Source organism: Brevundimonas pondensis, assembly GCF_017487345.1.
In the GTDB taxonomy this organism is placed as follows: domain Bacteria; phylum Pseudomonadota; class Alphaproteobacteria; order Caulobacterales; family Caulobacteraceae; genus Brevundimonas; species Brevundimonas pondensis.
On sequence record NZ_CP062006.1, the window covers coordinates 1873091 to 1888220 of the forward strand.

At 65.7% G+C, this 15130-nt stretch carries 15 protein-coding genes; 10 read left to right on the forward strand and 5 right to left on the reverse strand.

What is annotated here, in order from left to right:
- The first annotated feature begins 262 nt into the window (after positions 1-262).
- The 5 genes from IFE19_RS09305 to IFE19_RS09325 all read left to right on the forward strand — a co-directional run bounded on the left by IFE19_RS09305 (position 263) and on the right by IFE19_RS09325 (position 6427).
- Positions 263-3553 carry an autotransporter outer membrane beta-barrel domain-containing protein gene (locus IFE19_RS09305; protein ID WP_207821677.1) on the forward strand — a complete coding sequence of 1097 codons (3291 nt, stop codon included), beginning with the start codon at positions 263-265 and terminating at the stop codon, positions 3551-3553.
- A 536-nt stretch (positions 3554-4089) separates the two neighbouring features.
- Positions 4090-4677: a helix-turn-helix domain-containing protein gene (locus IFE19_RS09310; RefSeq protein ID WP_207821679.1), complete on the forward strand. Its 588-nt coding sequence runs from the start codon at positions 4090-4092 to the stop codon at positions 4675-4677.
- Between the two features lie 265 nt (positions 4678-4942).
- Positions 4943-5200 carry a hypothetical protein gene (locus IFE19_RS09315; RefSeq protein WP_207821681.1) on the forward strand — a complete coding sequence of 86 codons (258 nt, stop codon included), beginning with the start codon at positions 4943-4945 and terminating at the stop codon, positions 5198-5200.
- Between the two features lie 185 nt (positions 5201-5385).
- Complete coding sequence (locus tag IFE19_RS09320; protein ID WP_207821683.1) at positions 5386-5730, forward strand: hypothetical protein; 345 nt, start codon at positions 5386-5388, stop codon at positions 5728-5730.
- 460 nt (positions 5731-6190) lie between these two features.
- Positions 6191-6427: a helix-turn-helix domain-containing protein gene (locus tag IFE19_RS09325; protein WP_207821685.1), complete on the forward strand. Its 237-nt coding sequence runs from the start codon at positions 6191-6193 to the stop codon at positions 6425-6427.
- Between the two features lie 211 nt (positions 6428-6638).
- Here the strand turns inward: IFE19_RS09325 and IFE19_RS09330 are convergent, their stop codons facing one another.
- Positions 6639-7274 (reverse strand): NrsF family protein, encoded by a 636-nt coding sequence (locus IFE19_RS09330; protein WP_207821687.1) that lies wholly within the window; start codon positions 7272-7274, stop codon positions 6639-6641.
- The gene (locus IFE19_RS09335; protein WP_207821689.1) at positions 7264-7806 is read right to left on the reverse strand and encodes a sigma-70 family RNA polymerase sigma factor; all 543 of its coding nucleotides are present in this window, start codon (positions 7804-7806) and stop codon (positions 7264-7266) included. Before IFE19_RS09335 ends, IFE19_RS09330 begins: the two co-directional genes overlap by 11 nt.
- A 152-nt stretch (positions 7807-7958) precedes the next feature.
- Between IFE19_RS09335 and IFE19_RS09340 the strand changes: the two genes are divergently transcribed.
- The 5 genes from IFE19_RS09340 (at position 7959) to IFE19_RS09360 (ending at position 12209) form a co-directional block, all read left to right on the forward strand.
- Positions 7959-8252, forward strand: coding sequence for a BufA1 family periplasmic bufferin-type metallophore (locus tag IFE19_RS09340; RefSeq protein WP_207821691.1), 294 nt, complete (start codon positions 7959-7961; stop codon positions 8250-8252).
- Complete coding sequence (gene bufB, locus IFE19_RS09345) at positions 8252-9109, forward strand: MNIO family bufferin maturase (RefSeq protein ID WP_207821693.1); 858 nt, start codon at positions 8252-8254, stop codon at positions 9107-9109. Before IFE19_RS09340 ends, bufB begins: the two co-directional genes overlap by 1 nt.
- Positions 9106-9870, forward strand: coding sequence for an HvfC/BufC N-terminal domain-containing protein (locus tag IFE19_RS09350; RefSeq protein WP_207821695.1), 765 nt, complete (start codon positions 9106-9108; stop codon positions 9868-9870). The genes bufB and IFE19_RS09350 overlap by 4 nt, the downstream gene beginning before the upstream one ends.
- Positions 9867-10295 (forward strand): DoxX family protein, encoded by a 429-nt coding sequence (locus tag IFE19_RS09355; protein ID WP_207821697.1) that lies wholly within the window; start codon positions 9867-9869, stop codon positions 10293-10295. Before IFE19_RS09350 ends, IFE19_RS09355 begins: the two co-directional genes overlap by 4 nt.
- A gap of 378 nt (positions 10296-10673) precedes the next feature.
- On the forward strand, positions 10674-12209 hold the full coding sequence (locus IFE19_RS09360; protein WP_207821699.1) for a tyrosine-type recombinase/integrase: 1536 nt from the start codon (positions 10674-10676) through the stop codon (positions 12207-12209).
- Positions 12210-12437: 228 nt separating this feature from the next.
- Here IFE19_RS09360 and IFE19_RS09365 read toward each other — a convergent pair whose 3' ends face one another.
- The 3 genes from IFE19_RS09365 to IFE19_RS09375 all read right to left on the reverse strand — a co-directional run bounded on the left by IFE19_RS09365 (position 12438) and on the right by IFE19_RS09375 (position 15098).
- Complete coding sequence (locus tag IFE19_RS09365) at positions 12438-13238, reverse strand: DUF3313 family protein (RefSeq protein WP_207821701.1); 801 nt, start codon at positions 13236-13238, stop codon at positions 12438-12440.
- A 52-nt stretch (positions 13239-13290) separates the two neighbouring features.
- The gene (locus tag IFE19_RS09370) at positions 13291-13803 is read right to left on the reverse strand and encodes a lipocalin family protein (protein ID WP_318780445.1); all 513 of its coding nucleotides are present in this window, start codon (positions 13801-13803) and stop codon (positions 13291-13293) included.
- A gap of 71 nt (positions 13804-13874) precedes the next feature.
- Positions 13875-15098 (reverse strand): SAM-dependent methyltransferase, encoded by a 1224-nt coding sequence (locus tag IFE19_RS09375; protein WP_207821705.1) that lies wholly within the window; start codon positions 15096-15098, stop codon positions 13875-13877.
- Positions 15099-15130: the final 32 nt, after the last annotated feature.

Consider the following 15130-nt stretch of genomic DNA (forward strand, 5'->3'; position numbering starts at 1 on the left):
ACCGACTTTGGATGCGACGCGCGCGTTTGGAACTCACCATGAATCGCCCCTAGCGCCGGAAACGGCTTCGCTCAAGCGTCCTTTTGAAGAACCCGCTGCTTCGGCCTCCAAACAGAGTTCTTCATGTACCGTTCATGCTGGCCTGCCTACGCCGGGCCTTGCAATCGCCTCAAATTCGAGAAACTTGGGGCATGGCGACGCCGAGCCTGATAGACGGACGGCTGACGTCGTTGCGCGTGTGTCCACGAGGGGTTTCTATCTAATGCGTATTCTGCTTGCGACCGCAGTAGCGATCGCCCCCTTGATGGCGGCCGCCGGCGCTCAGGCGCAAACGACGTCGGAGACCGTGATTTCCACGGCGCGCACCACGCCGATCTCGACCTCGACAGCTACGGGCGCCGCCCCTTCCAATGTCCGCATGGCCAGCGGCGGTTCGATCACGGTCGCCAACGGCGCGGCTGTCACTGTTGATTCGAGCAACAGCATCGACATGGACAGCGGTTCGACGATCACCATGGACAAGTCCGCGTCGGGATCGACCGGCGTCCTGGTCCAGGGCGGCAACACCGCCAATGTGACGATCGGCGGTACGATCGCCATCAGCGACTCCATCACGGAATATACGGACACCGACAAGGACGGGGATCTGGACGGTCCCTTCGCCGAAGGCGTCGATCGCCACGGCGTGCGCATCACGGGTTCCGCCCCCCTGACGGGAAATGTTCTCATTGAGAGCGGAGCCGCCATCAAGGTCGAGGGCAATAATTCTGGCGGCCTGACGGTCGACGCCCCGCTGGTGGGCAAGCTGACCAGCTTCGGCACCATCAATGTTCTGGGTGACAACTCCGCGGGCATTCGCGTCACCGGCCCGGTGACCGGCGATGTCGCGATCCTCGGCTCGGTCGCAGCCCAGGGCGCGAACGCCAGCGGCGTGGCGCTGGACGGCAATGTCCAGGGCGCTGTGAAGATTCAGGGCGCCATCTCTTCGACCGGCTATCGATACACGACTGTACCGCCCTCGAAGCCGACCACGGGAACCGTGAACCCCGAAGCTCTCTACCTCGAGGACCTAGACGCCGACGATCTGCTTCAGGGCGGCCCCGCCGTCCGTATCGCCGGCAATGTGACGGGCGGCGTCGTTTTCGACGTGGCGCCCAGCTACGGCTCCAACGGGATCGAGGGAGACGACGACGGCGACGGCGTCAAGAACGGCGACGAGGACGATGACGGCGACGGCGTCAAGAACCGCGAAGACACTGATCGCGACGGCGACGGTCTGCCGGACGCCAATGAAACCAACGCCGCCATCAAGGCCTTCGGCGGCGCTCCCGCGGTTCTGATCGGTTCAACCAGCAACGCCATGACCCTCGGCGAAGTCGGCTCGGGCGCCAACGCCTACGGCCTGATCAACCGCGGGTCCATTGAGGGCGTGGGCCTGTATTCCGGCGTCGCCGCCCACGGCCTCCAGATCGGAGGCACGGGCCAGAGCGTCACCATTAACGGCGGCTTGTCCAACCAGGGCACCATCGCGACCAACGCACTGAACGCCGACAGCACCGCCGTCCTGATCGGCAGCGGCGCCGCCCTGCCCGCCATGGTCAACTCCGGTACGATCCAGGCCGGCGCTTCATCGACCGGAGAGCACACGGCCACCGGCGTTCTGATCAAGTCGGGCGCGTCACTCGGCTCCTTTGAAAACTCGGGTCAGATCGCCGCGGCGGTCGGCGGGTCCAAGGCGGACGCCGTCGCATTCCGTGACGAATCAGGAACCGTCACGAGCTTCCGCAACACCGGCATGATCGCCACCGGCGTCACGCCGGCGAGCGATGTCGCTCTCGAGGGGCGAGCCATCGCCGTCGACCTGAGCGCCAACACCAGCGGCGTCCATTTCGTTCAGGACGGCGTCGTGGAAGCCGGCACCAAACTGCCTGACGCAGACGGCGACGGCGTCCCCGACGTCAAGGAGCCCCGCATCAGCGGAGAGCTGCTTTTCGGCGCTGGCGCTGATGTCGTCGATGTTCGCAACGGCACCGTCAACGGCGACATCAATTTCGGCGGCGGCGCGGACAAGCTCAACATTTCCGGCGGAGCTGTGGTCACCGGCAAGCTGTCCAGCGCCGACGGCCTGCTGGATATCGATATTTCCAAGGGCACCCTCGACGCCCGACACACCGGACAACTGAACGTTAGCGGCCTTGATATCGGCGCGGACGGCGGCCTGATCGTCACGCTGGACCCCTCGAACAGCACGTCTGGCGGTTTCCGGGTCAATGGCGCGGCGAACGTTGCGACGGGCGCCGATCTAGGCGTGCGCTTCAACTCCCTGATTCAGGGACCGACCCGCTTCACCATCATCGACGCCGACACCCTCAACGTGGGTACGCTCGATCCGGATGCGCTCCAGGCCAACTCGCCCTACGCCTTCGTGGTCAAGACCGGCGCGGACGTGGCGGCGGGCGATATCTATGTCGATGCTCGCCGACGCACGGCTGAGGAAGCCGGCATGATCGGCGTCGAATCCGCCGCCTATGACTCGATCTACGGCGCCCTGGGTCAGAACGAAGCCATCCGCAACGCCATCCTCAACCAGACGGATCGCGACGGTTTCTTCGATGTCTATGAGCAGATGCTGCCCGACCACTCGGGCGGCCCCCTGCTCTCCCTGGCCAGCGGCGTGGACGCCGTGACCCGCGCCCTGACCGGACGCAACGCCTCGGCCGCCCCCGGCGAGACCAGCGCCTGGGTGCAGGAAATCAACTTCTACGCCGACAAGGACAAGACCGACTCCTACGGTTTCCGTTCCGAGGGCTTCGGCGTCGCGGGCGGCGTCGAGCGCGGCACCAGCATGGGCGCCGTGGGTCTGTCGGCGGCCTTCACCTCATCCGATCTGGAAGACCCTGAAGCCGCGGCGGAGGAAGTTCTTTCGGCCAACCTGCTGGAGCTGGGCCTCTACTGGCGCGCCCAGGGCCAGTACTGGACGACCTGGGCCCGTGCGGCCGGCGGCTACGCCTCCTTCAACGCGACTCGCAAGCTGGTCGCTGAAGGGGTCAACCTCAAGAACGAATCCGACTGGCACGGCTTTACTCTGGCCGCAGCCGGCGGCGCTTCCTACGAACGCAATTTCGGTCGCCTGAACGTTCGTCCTGAAATTTACGGCGAGTACTTCTCGCTCAGCGAGGACGCTCGCACCGAGAAGGGCGGCGGCGACGGCTTCGACCTGAAGATCGAGGACCGCGACGGCCACATCTTCTCCGGCGTCGCGGCGGTGAACATCGGCTACGGCTTCGGTCAGAACGGCTGGATTCGCCCGGAAGTCCGGCTGGGTTGGCGTCAGAACTTCTCGGTGGACGCCGGCACGACTATCGCCCGCTTCGCCTCGGGCGGCGACGCCTTCACCCTGGATCCGGCCAGCATCGAAGGCGGCGGCCCCATCCTCGGCTTCCGCCTGAACGTCGGCAACGATCTCGGCATGCTGGCCATCACCGGCGACGCGGAGCTGCTCAAGGACTACGTCCGCTACACCCTGCTGCTAAGGGCCAGCTTCAAGTTCTGATCGGTCCCAACCGAACAGCAGAAAGGCCGCCGGCTTTCGCCCGGCGGCCTTTTTTGGTTCTGACAGACGACGACGTCGGCGCCGATAGTCGAGACCCTCGCGTGTTGTCTGGAGCCCGCCCTGAAGTCATGCCCTGGTCAAAGGAAATGCCTCCTTGGCCCTCGACGATCCCTCTCGCCAAGCCCGGGCGTCAACTGTAAATCAGGCATATGGCTGAGGCTCTATACCCTATCGATGTCGAAGTCGGCGCGCGTGTTCGCGCCAGTTGCGAGGCCGTCGGCCTTTCGCAACATCATCTTTCCCGCCTCATCGACATCAGCTTCCAGCAGATCCAGACGTACAAACGCGATCAGAATCGCATCCCGATCGCTCGACCGATGCTGATCGTCGGGCGTCTCGGAACAAGCAACGCAGGCCTGAGGCAAGGCCTGCGCGCGATGGCCCAGGCCCTGGACGCTCGCAAAGCGGGCTGATCCATGCCTGCACAACGCTCCTCAACTCCAGAGCTTCGCCTTACCCCGGCCGAGCGGGAATGCATGTCTCTGGTCTGCCAGGGCTTCCAGTCCAAGGAAATCGCCGAACTCACCGGCAAGGCGCCGAAGACGATCGACAAACATGTCGAGAACGCCTGCCGGAAGCTGGGCGTCCAGAATCGCCGCGAGGCCGTGCGCCTCCTTACTCAGGGCCGGCTTCCCAGCCCGGTCCCCCTACGGGACGCCATCGTAGGGCCGCCGTTCCCCACAGCTCCCCCGATCGCCGGCGCCGCAGATGGCGTCACGGAAGAAGGTGCGTATGCCGCAAGCGCTCGCACGTCTCCCCTCCCTGACCTGGGAGGAAGTGGAGGCGATGTTCGACGAGCTGTCGATGACGCGGCGGGCGGCCGGGAGTCTTTCACCGCTCGACTTGATGCGCGAGATCTTCTGCATCGCGCTCGTTCTCCCTTGCGGAAACGATCCTCGGCCGAAGAGGCCCAGTCCGGAGAGCTCCCCTCTCCTCTCAAGCGGTTGATGTCGATCTTCGTCATCGCCGCGGCCGCAACCATCGTGATGGCCGCCCTGCTCGGCGGAGGGGTTCAGTTGCAACTCGCCGTCCAGGCCGTCGATCGTCTTCTGTCGGGCTACTGATCACGCCATCACCCGTTCCTGTTTCCCTTTTTCCCGTCCGTCGGATCTGCGCCGTCGGCAAGGGTCCCGCGTCGAAGACGATCGACAAACACACCGAGAACGCCTGTCGGAAGCCGGGCGTCGCAAACAGACGCCGAGCGGCGCGCCTTCTGCCTGCTCAGAGCAGCTGACCAAAATCTACTACGGAACGGCGCCGTAGAGGCGCCATTCCCCATAGCCTCCTTGATCGCCGACGCCCCAGATGGCGTCACGAAAGGAGGTGCGAATGCCGCAACCGCTCGCACGTCTCCCCTCCCTCACCTGGGAGGAAATAGAGGCGATATTCGACGAGCTGGCGGCGACGAACGAGCAAAAGGATCAGGCGATCCAGCTGCTGTCGATGACACGGCTGGCGGCCGGCAGTCTTTCACCGCTCGACTTGATGCGCGAGATCTTCTGCATCGCACTCGTTCTCCCTTGCGGAAACGATCGTCCGCCGAAGAGACCCGGTCAGGAGAGGTTCGACCTCCCCTCAAGCGGATGATGTCGATCATCGTCATCGCCGCGACCGCAACCGCCATCCTGTCCGCCCTGCTCGGCGGAGGGGTTCAGTTGCAACTCGCCGTCTCGGCCGTCGACCGTCTTCTGTCGGGTCGCTGACCCGAACCACCCTATTCCTGTTTCCCTGTTTTCCGTCTGCCGGGCCCGGTCCGGCGGCAAGGATCCCTCATGCAACGACGCCAGCTCGCCCAGACCATCGCCGACGCCCTGTTCAAGGCCGAAGATTCCGCCGACGTCTCGCTTCGCGACGCCAGCAACCTCATCAACACTTTGACCAACGCCCGCCTTGATCATCGCCTGTCCGCCGTCCTCGGCGCTGATGCGATGTCGGCCGCGACCGAGGCCGTCCGCGCGCTCGGGGAGGCGCGTGGGCGACTGGTCACCGCTCACCATGCGCTTGCCGAAGCCGCACCATGGCTGGTGGGCCACAACGTGGAGCTCATGGGCCCCATGACCGGCAAGCCGGAAACGGGCGAGGTCCGTACGGCCGGCCGCCTGCGCCAGGTCGCCTGACCATGCCCGTCTTGCTCACGGCATCCAGGGTCGCCATGCTACGGCATGCAGTTTCTCGAGACCCCCGTACAGATCGGCCTCATGGCCCTTCTCGTAATCACTTCGCTTCTCGCCGTGATCCGCGGGGGTCTGCCGGAACGCCTGGCCATGGCCGCGGTCGTGATAGGAAGCCTTCTGACGCCGCTGGTTCAGAACTGGTCCAACCTCAACGCCCCTCAATGGGGCATCATGGTCGTCGACGCCACCTGCCTTGCGGCCCTCGTCGTCCTGACTTGGCGGTACGACCGGCCCTGGCTCCCTTGGGCCGCCGCATTCCAACTGATCACAGTGGTGACCCATGTGGGCTACGCGCTCAATCTGGACATTCTGAGCAGGGCCTATCTCTCGACTTCCTACCTGCTCTTTTTCGGTGTCCTGAGCGCTATCGCATGGGGCTGTGTTCGCCGAGGAGGGGCCAGACATGATCGACGTCGAACCCCTGGACGAAATCGACAGTTACGTCGGTCGTAGAATCTCGGACATCCGCGAAGCTTCAGCCCTGACTGAGGAAGGGCTCGCCAGTCTCCTGGGACTGGATGTTCGAGGGCTTCGCGCAATCGAAGCCGGCAAGGTCAAGGTCTTCGCTGAAACCCTGCTGACGGCCTCCCGGGTCTTGAGCGTGCCGGTGTCGGCCCTGCTCCCGCCCGATCTGCATTGAACCATCGGTTTCCAGGGCCTCGCGTCGACCTTCCTGCTTTGGCGACGCCAAATCCCGGATACGCCTCGCGTGCGCCTCGTACGCGAGGCGTTCATCCTGGGTCAACGCCCTGGGCTCACTTGGGCGCCGAGCTCCTGCGATCAACGACTCGGCCGATGAAATCCTCAAAAGCACGCCGCGCCGACTGAGCTCCGGGCGGAGACCAGCCAAATCACCAGCGAAGGGCGAAGCGGCCGACGATCGCGCCGATCACGCCGGCTGCGGCCACGCCCAGGGTGTACCAGGTGGCGACAAAGGCGACCGTGGCTTCAGGGCAGTGCAACAGGCCATAGGCCGTCGCCGCCACCGCGCCGGTCATCACGCCCAACGCCGCCCCGGCCGTCGACGGCCGCGTCGGCGCCAGAGCCCGGGCCGACAGATAGACAAACGGAGCCGTCACCGCCGAGATCAGCAGGATGTTGCGACCGCATATGTCCCACGTCCGCCCCAGCCATACGACCATCCGTTGGTCCGGAGTTGTCAGCGCCAATTCAATCGCGCCAGCCCCCGCCACAACCGCCACGACGGCGAACAGGACAGCAGCAGCCGGGCGAGCGTCAACGCCGGGCCGCCCCAACCGCGTCGCCAGGCGCACGGCAGCGACCGCCAGCGTCAGGGTATAGAGCCCCTTCAGCCACGGCGTCGACCCGCCCAAGGCCTGGACCAGATCCGGACGGACGCCCAGCAGCACGACCACGCCGACGACCGCCGCAACCGTCGCGGCGGCCAGCAACAGCAGACTGGCGCGCGCCGGCTTCACCGGCTCCAGCCCCACGGCCAGGGCGTCGATCAGATCGTCAGTCTTCATCGGCGGACACGCTGGCGACCAGCGTCTTCATGGAGCGGTGAACGCTGACCTTGGCCGCGCCTTCGGTGAAGCCATTTCGCGCCGCCGCCTCGGCCAGGCTGTAGCCGCCAATGCGGACATCCTCGATCAGGCGTCGCTGACGCATCGGCAGAATGGACAACACACGCCTCAGGTCACGACGCACCGCGCCGTCCTCGACCGTATGCTCCGCCAGCAGAACCGATGCGTCCTCGAGCGGAACGTCGTGCCGGCGTCCCTGGCGACGCAGGTGATCGATCAACTTGTAGCGCGCGATCGCATAGGCCCAAGCGGTGAACGGCAGGGACCGGTCATAGGTCGCCCGCTTGGCGTGAATGGCGATCAGGCAGTCCTGCACGAGATCCTCCGTGTCCGCTTCTCGGCCGATCAGACGACGCTTGAAGAAGGGGGTCAGGGCGCCGCGCATCTCCATCAACAGGGCGCGCCAAGCCACGGGGTCGCCATCGAGGCCCCGCACCATCAATCCCTTCAACTCGGCTTCTCTGTCGACCACGCCCTCCATCATTCGCGCCGACCAGCCCAAAGGTTACACGTTCGCGCGTTCCGGACGTCGAAATATATTTCGTAACCTGCACCGCCTCCGCGTCGAACCCTCTTGCGTCAGGCCGCCTCGATCTCGGGCGGCCCCTCACAGGAGACGATCTGATGAACACCCCCGCCAAGCTTCTGATCGGCGCCGGCGCCCTGCTGGCCCTGGGCGCGAACGCCGCCGTGGCCCAGACCATTCCCACCGCCCAGCAGGAACGCGGCATGGAGAAATGCTACGGCGTCGCCAAGGCTGGTCAGAACGACTGCGCCGCCGGCCCCGGCACCACCTGCGCGGGCACTTCTACGCGCGACTATCAGGGCAATGCCTGGAAGCTGGCCCCGCGCGGCACCTGCACCTCCATCAAGACGCCCAAGGGCAACGGCTCGCTGAGCCCGATCCCGAACCGCTGATGTCAGCCGCACCGACCGCCGGGCTGGGTTTGAAGCCCCAACACTACGCCGAGGCCGAGGCCTGCCCGGCGGTCGGCGCGCAGGACGGCCTGTGGTTTGAGGTCCACCCCGAGAACTACATGGTCGCGGGCGGGCCGCGCCTGTCCTGGCTGGAGCGCATCCGCGCACGCCGGCCGCTGTCCCTGCATGGCGTAGGCCTGTCCCTGGCCGGAGACGAACGTCCGGATCGCGAACACCTGGCCCGATATCGCGCCCTGATCGACCGCTTCGAGCCCTTCGTCGTGTCCGAGCACCTGGCCTGGTCGCGCCGGGGGAACGTCTATCACCCTGACCTTCTGCCCGTTCCGCGCAGCCGCGAGATACTGGTGCTGGTCTGCCGTCACATCGACGAGGCGCAGAACGCCCTGGGACATCGCCTGCTGATCGAGAACCCGACAGCCTATCTGCCGACGGCTGGCCATGATTGGGACGAGATCGATTTCCTGACCGAGATCGCGCGACGTACCGGCTGCGGCCTGTTGGTCGATGTGAACAACGTCCATGTCAGCGCCGCCAACATGGGGTTTTCAGCCGAGGACTGGATCGACCGCACGCCGGCCGAGTTGGTCGGGGAAATTCACCTGGCGGGACACAGCCCCGATCCCGCGTGGGGTCAGGCCCTGCTGATCGACAGTCACGACGCCCCGGTCGCCGAGGCCGTCTGGCGTCTGCATGAACGGCTCATCGCCCGCATCGGCGTCCGGCCAACCCTGATCGAGCGCGACGGCCGGGTTCCCGAGTTTTCCGAGCTTCTGTCCGAGCAGGCCCGCGCCGCCCAGGCCCTGTCTATGGCTCTTTCAGCAAGGGCGACCGCATGACCGCCTTTCACGCCGCCTTTTCGATCGCTCTCGAAGGCCGTTTCGACGACCTGTGGCCGCACCTGGCGCCGGACGAACGCACACTGGCCGCCCTGGCCGTCTATCGCAACACGGCGACCAAGGGTCGGATCGACGCCCTGGAAGCCAACTATCCGACCGTCGTCGATATGGTCGGGCGCGACTGGTTCCGGGCCGTCGCGCGCGAATACGTCGAGGACGAACCGGGCCAGGAGCCCGTCATGGTCGCCTATGGCGAGGGCTTTCCCGCCTGGCTGGCGCACTTCGAGCCCGCGCGCCCCATGTCCTATCTGCCGCCAGCCGCGCGGCTGGACCGCGCCTGGACCGAGGCCCACCTGGCCGAGGACGCCCCGACGATGACCGCGCGTCAGGCCGCAAACCTGGGCCTGACGCTGACGGGGGCGCCGGCCCGTCTGCATCCGTCAGCGCGCCTGTTCTGGTTTGACTGGAACGCGCCTTCGCTGTGGCTCGCACACCGAGATCCCCGCGCCGGGGTGGAGCTGTCCTGGCGACCGACGCCGGAGGGGCTGCTGATCCACCGTCCCGGGGACCATGTCCTGACGCACCACCTGTCCCGCGCCCAGTGGACCTTCCTGGACGCCGGTCGCCGGGGCGTCTCCTTCGCCGCCGCCGCCATGGCCGCCCAGGCCACGCACCCCAGCGTGGATGTTCCCGCCCTCTTCGCCGAACTGATCGCTTTCGGCGTCTTCATGTCCCCTTCTCACCAGAGCACGCCTGCATGATCGCCCTCGACCGCCTGTACCGCCGCCTGACCGCCGCCATTCCCGAATGGCCCCTGGCCCTGTTGATGCGCCTGTGCGTCGCCGCGCCCTTTTTCCTGTCCGGGCGCACCAAGGTCGAGGGGTTGCTGACCCTGACGCCGTCGACCGAATACCTGTTCGCCGAAGAGTACCGCGTCCCGCTGCTGCCGCCGGAAACGGCGGCCTATCTCGCGACCTATGCCGAACACCTGCTGCCGGCGCTTTTGGTTCTTGGTTTGCTGACACGCCCGGCGGCGGTCGGCCTGTTGCTGATGACCCTGGTGATCCAGATCTTCGTCGTGCCGACCGGCTGGCCGACGCATCTGCTATGGGCCGGCCCGCTGGTCTATCTGATCGCCCGCGGCCCCGGCGCCTTCAGCCTCGACCGAGCCCTGCGCCTCGATTGAACCGTTCGTCAAAAAGACCGGAACACGCCTGCCGGCGACCGCGTGGCTCGTTGAATGGATGCTGGCGCCCCGAGCTCAATGAGACGAAAACCACTCCCCATGCAGAGAGACGAATAGATTCAATTATCTGATTTTATTAATGAAAAATGGTAGGCGGCGACGGGTTCGAACCGCCGACCCTCTCGGTGTAAATCGCCCCGAATGCCATTTCAGGGTGTTTCATCGCATTACAAGATGGCCATAAGCATATGAATATATAGAAGTTGGTATTTGCACGCCTGTGCACGGGTTTGCAGCGAATCTTGCACCAACTGCCCCCCTATTGCCCCCCCTTGATGGTAGGCTGGCGGCGTCTGATTTGCTCAGGACGCTGCTGCGATGCCGACCCAGGTCATCATCACGACTGATCGCCAGATCGCCGGCCTAAAGCCGCTCGAGCGTCGATTCGAGCGCCGGATTTCTGGCGTGCGAGGTCTCAGCGTCAGAGTATGGCCGTCGGGCCTGAGGCAGTTCGAGGTGCGATTCGCAATCAAAGACGGACCTCGACGGCGTGTAATCCTCGGCGATTATCCGGAGGTGTCACTCGCCGACGCCCGGCAAAAGGCGACGGAACTCAGGCTGGAACTTCTCAGGGGCGTCGACCCCGTGGCGGCGCGCGCCGCCGCCCAACTGCCCGCTCCGCCGCAAGACACTTTGGACGAAGTCGCGCAGACCTACTGGGCTGCAGCGGAGTTGGGTCTGCATGGCGGCCGCCGAAGACCTAAACGCCCTCGAACGATCGCCAACGAGCGCCACCTTTGGAAGCGTCATATCTCGTCTTCCCTCGGCACGACGGCGCCACGCGATTTGAAGCGCGCGGAGGTCAAGACCTTCATGCGTTCGCTCGTGACCGAGCGGCGCCTCTCCGCCGCCAGCGTGGCTTCGATTGGCGGGCTTCTTCACAGCGTCATGGCCTTCTGTGTTCAGGAAGAGATGATCGACGCCAACCCGGTGGTCGGGCTCGCTCGACCTTTGGCCCTGGTTTCCCGCGACCGGATGCTGGACGACGCCGGACTGAGGCTGGTCTGGGATATTGCGCGGGAGGGGGTACAGCCGCGGCCGCCGGGCTACCTCAACATCGGCCTTGCAGCACGGCCGGAGCCCGTGATGGCGCTCGCCATCCAGTTGCTCATGCTCACCCTGACGCGCCGCAATGAAGTCGCGGGTGCGCGCAAGTCAGAGTTCGACCTGGACGCCGCGCTCTGGGTGATCCCGGCCAACCGAGCCAAGGCCAATCATCAGCACGTCGTCCCCTTGAGCCCTCAGGCTCTGTCCGTGCTTGCGGCGGCGTTTGCGCTCGATCCCGACAGCCCCTTCGTTTTCCCCTCCCCGCGCGTCGCCGATCAATGCATTGACGAGCAGGCGATCACGCGAACCTTTTCCCGCATCTTCGAGCGTAGAAAACTACCGCTCCGATCGCCTCACGATGTCCGGCGAACGGGTGCGACCACCTTGACGGGGCGCTACGGCGTCACCCGTTTCATCGTCGGGCTCGTTCTCGGCCATACGCCAAAAGACGGCGCCGCAGTCACGGCCGTCTACGACCGTCACACCTATATACCGGAGAAGCGCTGCGCTCTCGTCAAATGGTCGGAGCACCTTACCGGAACGCGATCCGATGCAGCTTCTGCTTTGGTTGCCGACGAGGCCGTTGCTCCCAGGCGAACCGAGGACCTGGCGGCGGCCAAGGTCCGTGCACTCGCGCTCTGCACTGACGGCCGGGCGCAGCAGGCGGTGCTGACGATGTGCATGGCGGCTAGTCGGGAGGGCTCGGTATCACAGACCCACCTCGATTTACTGTCAGCCGTCGGCCTGGACCTCGCCAGCCGCAATGACTGGTCGGATCTGGAGGCGTGGATCAACGGCTTTGGCTGAAGGGTGAAATCGAAACCTGGGGACGTTCGGCCAGACCCCGATCAGGCGCCCATCGGCTGATCTGTGACGCGTGGTTTCTGGGGCACGCTCGCCATTGCCGTCACAGCAGGCAGTGGCCGCCTTTTCGACGTCGCCGCCTGAGTCAAAGGCATCCCGCAACTGTCCGCAGCGGCCAGCCTCCTTCCAGGAGCGCGGGCTCACCCGGGCTGCTCCAGATGAGCCACACGATCAGTCGCTGTCCGCTTCGCTTTCAGGAGCCCGCCGCCCGCCGCTCAGACCGGGTTCGTACAGGCCCGTGGCGATGCCGGCGAGGATCCCTTCGACCCGTACGCGCGGACCGAACCGCCGACAGGGATCCAGGTCAGGTCTCGGGCGCAACGCACGGTCACTGGGCGCAAGGGCGTCGCCTACCATGTCACCCAGAGGCTCCGCCAGTTGATGAGCATCGCCGATGCGCGACAGCGACGGCTTGTCGGTGCCCACCACCATGGCGTCGCGCCGCCAGACAATGGCGGCGGCCTGGCGACCGTCCGGCGCCAGCAGCTCGGCCTCCGCGCCGAGGCCGCCCGTGCCGCCGGGCGCCCTCACCTTGATCGGACCGGGGATGAAGAAGTTGGCGACGGCAGCCGCCGCCGAGCCGGCCTGATGCGTCGGCCGGATATAGGTGACGCCGACGCGCACCGTTCCGGCCTGGGGATCGGGTTGTTCCAAAATCTCGAACCGCTCGCTCAATTCGTAGCAGAGCTGCCGATCCACCTCGTTCATCACCGCGCGCCGGTCGTCATCAGAAAGCACCGGGTCCTTGACGCCGAACACCTCGGCGGGCGCCACCCATAGCCGGGTGATGCTGGAAGCCAAGGCCTCGTCCCGCCGCTGCGAGACCGAGGCGCGCACCACGTCCGTTCTGGGCGCCAGGCCTTCATAGGTCGTCAGAAAGCCAGTGTGCGACGGCGCGGCGCCGCTGGCGCAGGCCCCCGTAGCCATGGCCAGAACCGCCGCCCCCATCCCGCGAAACCCCTTGCCGGCCATCCTCGTCTCTCCCTCTTCTGCGGGGAAATACGCACGGATCGAGTGATCAGATTTACGGCAGATGCCGGGTCTCGCGCACCAGGGCGAGATCATAGCCGATCGCGGCCGTGCGGGTCATGATGGTCGCCTTGACCGCATCCGAGGGGTTCGCCGCCCGGCTCATCAGCCACAGATACCGGCCGGACGGCTCGCCGACGATGGACCAGGAATAGTCGTCGGCATGATCCAGAACCCAGTAGTCGCCGACGTAGAAGGGCCCGAAGAAGGAGACCTTCAGCTTGGCGTCGCCGCTGTCGGCGACCACCCTGGCCCTGCCCCCGGCCGTTTTCACCGGACCGTCGACGCCGCCCTGCCGGCAAGTGTTCAACACCCCGACGAGGCCGTCTTCCCGGAGCGCATACTCGGCCGTGACCGCTTCGCACCCCCGTTCGAAGCCGTTCTCGTAGCGGCCGATCTCGTACCAGAGCCCGGCGTAACGGCTAAGGTCGACCGCCTTGGCGGGCTGGGGAACGGCTGAGTTGCCCACAGGGCCACGCTGCAGGGTGGCGCAAGCCGACAAAGTCACGACAGAAGCCGTCGCGACGACGAGGAGAATGGACGCGCGTTTCAAAGCCATCGGGATTCCACGATTGAGGATCAGGCGCGCAGCAGGGCCATCTGGATCACATCGGTACGACCCGATCGGAAGCCAGCCTCGCAATAGGCGAGGTAGAAGCGCCAGAGGCGACGGAAGCGGTCATCGAAGCTCGCCTCCGTCCTGACGATCTCGCCCCAGGCGCTTTCGAAGCGTCGGGCCCATTCGGCGAGGGTCTCGGCGTAGTCGCCGCCGAAACGCACGATCCCCGCCTCGACCAGGCCCGCGCCGGAGATGTCAGGCGCCATCCGCGCTTCGGACGGCAGGCAGCCTCCGGGGAAAACATACTTCTGGATGAAGTCGGTGCGCGCGTCGTACTCGTCGAACAGTTCGTCCTGAATGGTGATGATTTGCAGGCCCGCGCGTCCGCCGGGCGTCAGCACCTCATGGACCTTCTGAAAATAGGTCGGCCAGTACTCGCGCCCCACCGCCTCGAACATCTCGATCGAGGCGACGCGATCGAACCGGCCCTCCACATCGCGATAGTCGATAAGGCGGATGTCGGCACGCTCAGCCAGCCCCGCCTCGAACAGGCGACGGCGCGCATAGTCATGCTGTTCCCGCGAGATGGTGACGCCGGTGACGACCGCCCCGACCTCGCGCGCCGCGAACTCGGCGAAACCGCCCCAGCCGCAGCCGATTTCAAGCACGCTATGCCCCGGCTGCAGGTCCATCATCCGCGCCAAAGAGGCGTATTTGGCGCGCTGTGCGTCCTGTAGCGACTGCCCCGACCCTTCATACCGCGCCGACGAATAGGTCATCGAAGGGTCAAGCCAAGCCCCGTAGAAAGCATTGCCGAGGTCGTAGTGGGCGTGGATGTTCCGGCGCGAGCCGCGTCGACTGTTCCGGTTCAACCGATGCCCGAGCCAGTTCAGACCATTCATCAGCGGATTGCCGTCAAACAGGCGTCGGATGTGGTCGTAGTTGTTGACCAGGGTCTCCAGCAGGATCGCCAGATCGGGGGTGTCCCACTCGCCCGCCATGTACCCTTCTGCAAAGCCGATATCCCCGCTTTTCAGCACGCGCGCGGCGAACCGAGGGTCGCGGATGGTCAGGACCGCGGCGTGGCCGGGGTCACTGCCTGTCAACTGATGGCGAGCGCCGTCGGGCAGGACGAGGGTCAACCGCCCCCAGGTCCAGTTGGCGGACAGCAGGCGCATAACCAGGGCGAAAACCGGCAACGCCGTCCGCCTGTCGTTGCGTTCGCCATAGAAGGTGGTGGTCATGAGATCAGACGACTCTTGCGCGGAGGACGGTG